Source organism: Pedobacter sp. 01T416_2 (assembly GCF_056398925.1).
In genome coordinates this window covers 1-3,456 of record NZ_JBFTQI010000646.1, presented here as the reverse complement: position 1 = coordinate 3,456, position 3,456 = coordinate 1, and the positions used below count along the sequence as shown (strand labels likewise).

General features: G+C 40.5%; 2 protein-coding genes. Both read left to right on the top strand.

What is annotated here, in order from left to right; translation table 11 throughout:
• Window positions 1–910 (top strand): glycoside hydrolase family protein (locus tag AC1DPQ_RS21740; RefSeq protein WP_477610849.1); only part of this gene is annotated, 910 nt, incomplete at its 5' end.
• A gap of 1 nt (window position 911) precedes the next feature.
• A partial coding sequence (locus AC1DPQ_RS21735) for a glycoside hydrolase family 2 TIM barrel-domain containing protein (protein ID WP_477610848.1) occupies window positions 912–3,456 on the top strand: 2,545 nt, incomplete at its 3' end.

The following is a 3,456-nucleotide window of genomic DNA, read 5'->3' as shown; positions in this document are numbered from 1 at the left end:
GTACATGACCTATCTTATTTTTAGCGGTCGTGGTTACGAAACCTGGCTGGCAAAAAGTAAAGATTTATTACACTGGGAAAATCAGGGTAAACTGATGTCGTTTGGAGATGCTGGCCATTGGGACGACAACCAAAAAGCAGGTTACAACGCTTTATTGGATACCAAATGGGGTGGAAAGTATGGTGTTGATAAATTCGATGGTAAATATTGGATGTCGTATTTCGGAGGTAAAGAAAAAGGATATGAAGTGGAACCCTTATCTATCGGGATGGCTTATACCACAAAAGATCCATTAATGGTTCAAGAATGGAATAGGTTAGACAAACCTGTTTTGACTTCGGGTGATGCAGATGTACGTTGGTGGGAAAACCGGAACAAATTATTTAAAAGCACAGTAATTGAAGATAAACAGAAGTTGACAGGACATCGTTTTGTAATGTACTACAATGCTGTAGGTGATTCTTTAGCAAACAATAAAAAAACACGCTGGTACGAACGCATCGGTATGGCGGTTTCTGATGACATGGTTCATTGGCAACGGTTCAATAAAAACCCTGTTGTTCATCACCCTGTTGGCATTACAGGAGATGCTGTAATTCAAAACATTAATGGAACCTGGGTAATGTTTTACTTCGGTGCTTTCTGGCAAGATAGAAAGGGTTCATTTAATCGCTTTGCTGCCTCAAATGACCTGGTAAACTGGACCGATTGGACCGGTGGTAACCTGATTGAGTCGTCAGAAAAATATGATGAATTATACGCACATAAATCTTTTGTACTGAAATATAAAGGCACAGTATACCATTTTTATTGTGCAGTTAATAAACTGGATCAGCGTGGCATTGCTGTGGCCACATCGAAAGATTTGGGTAAGAGTAAAGTGAATTTTGTAAGCGAAAGGAAGAATTAAGATGAAGAGGCTACCTGATTTTAAAGTTGTAATTTTTCTGACATTCGGTTTGTTGGCGTCCCGTCATTGCGAGGCACTGCCTGTCCCGACTTTTCGGGAATGCAATCCTAATGCGAAAGAACGGCCAACCCATAGTAGTAAGATTGCTTCGTGCCTCGCAATGACGACCAATCGATATAAGATTAGGCCGGAACCCCGCATCAGAACCAGCTTTAACAAAGATTGGAAATTCCTTTTAGGAGACGAACCAAATGCAAAATCTCCAGCATACAACGATCTTAAATGGAGAAAACTCACTTTACCGCACGATTGGAGCATTGAGGGGAAATTCGACGAGAAAAGCCCTGCAAAACCTGAAGGTGGCGGTTTACCCACAGGCATTGGCTGGTACAGAAAAGAATTTACAGCTCCTGCGAATTTTAAGGATAGATTAATCACTATCGAATTCGATGGCGTGTATAAAAATAGTGAGGTTTGGATCAACGGTCAGTATCTGGGCAAAAGGCCTTACGGCTACAGCTCTTTTTCTTACGAGATCAGCAGATTCTTAAAAGCTGGGAAAAATATCATTGCAGTTAAAGTTGATAATTCAGCACAGCCTGATTCGCGCTGGTATTCGGGTTCGGGGATTTATAGAAATGTATGGCTTACATCTGCAGCAAAAGTTTCAATCAAACGCAATGGCACTTTTGTGAAAACCTTCCTAATCAGCGGCGATAAAGGTCAAAGCAACGAAAGCAGAAAATTAAAACCTGGTGAAAGTATCGCTTCAGTAAATGCGGAAATCGAGATTGAAARTAAATTCAACACAAAAGGTGCTTATAAAATCCTAACGACCATTTTGGATGATAAAAATATCCAATTGCAAAAAAAGGAATGGCCGCTCAATACAAGCGAAAATTCTACAATAATGGCAATTAATGGTCTTGGAATAGTTAATCCTAAACTGTGGTCAGTTGATCATCCGAACATGTACAAGTTGGTGGTAGAAATTGCGCAAGCTGATGGGAAGATTATTGATCAATATACAACACCTTTTGGGCTTCGTGAGTTCAATTTCGATGCAGCTAAAGGCTTTTCATTAAACGGAAAACCAATGAAAATTTTAGGTGTTTGTTTACACCACGATTTAGGTGCCCTGGGTGCTGCCGTGAATGTGAGGGCAATGGAACGCCAACTGGAAATAATGAAAGCAATGGGGGTGAACGCTATCCGTACAGCCCATAACCCACCTGGACCYGAATTTTTAGATTTATGTGATAAAATGGGCTTCCTCGTTATGGATGAGGCTTTCGATATGTGGGTGAAAAAGAAAACCAAAAACGATTACCACTTAGATTTTCCAGCCTGGCATAAAAGAGATCTGGAAGATATGATTAAACGCGATCGTAATCACCCGTCGATTATCCTTTGGAGCATCGGCAACGAAATCCGCGAGCAGTTTGATAGTACAGGCATTGCGATTACAAGAGAGTTAGTCTCAATCGTTAAAAATCTGGATAAAACCCGTCCTGTAATTTCGGCGTTAACGGAAACAAAAGCTGAAAAGAACTTCATCTATCAGGCCAATGCATTAGATGTTTATGGATTAAACTACAACCACAAACTGTATAAAGATTTCCCTAAAAATTATCCTGGAGTGAAGTTTTTGGYTACAGAAACCACTTCGGCTTTAGAAACCAGGGGTTTTTACGATACAGCCGATACCATCCGTCGTTGGCCAAAAGATGGAAAAACGAAATTTACAGAGGGAAATAACGAGTGGTCGGCATCGGCTTACGATAATGTTTCGGCTTATTGGGGTTCTACACATGAAGAAACCTGGGCAGCAGCTAAAAAATACGATCATGTTTCAGGTTTATTTGTTTGGACGGGTTTTGATTACCTGGGTGAGCCTTTACCTTATCCGTGGCCAGCAAGAAGCTCATACTTTGGAATTGTTGATTTAGCAGGTTTCCCGAAAGATTCATATTACATGTACCAAAGCGAGTGGACAAACAAACCTGTGTTACACCTTCTGCCTCATTGGAACTGGAAACAAGGAAAATCGGTAGAAGTTTGGGCCTATTACAACAATGCCGATGAGGTAGAATTGTACCTGAACGGAAAATCGTTAGGGAAAAAATCAAAACAGGGCGATGATTTACATGTGCTTTGGAATGTGCCTTTTGAACCTGGAACTTTAAAAGCAGTATCCCGTAAAAGTGGCAAAGATGTTTTAGTACGTGAAGTGAAAACCGCAGGGGACCCGGCGAAAATTGAATTAATCGCAGACCGGAAAAATATTAAAGCTGATGGTAAAGATTTATCTTTTGTAACCGTTCGTGTTTTAGACGCTGCTGGTAATGTAGTGCCAAATGCAGATAATCTGGTTGATTTTCAGGTTGAAGGTGTTGGTTTTATTGCAGGTGTTGATAATGGGTTTCAGGCAAGTTTAGAGCCTTTTAAAGCCAGTTACCGTAAAGCTTTCCATGGTTTATGTTTGGCCATTCTTCAATCAACAGAAAAAACCGGAACCATAAAATTAACAGCCTCATCAGCTGGTT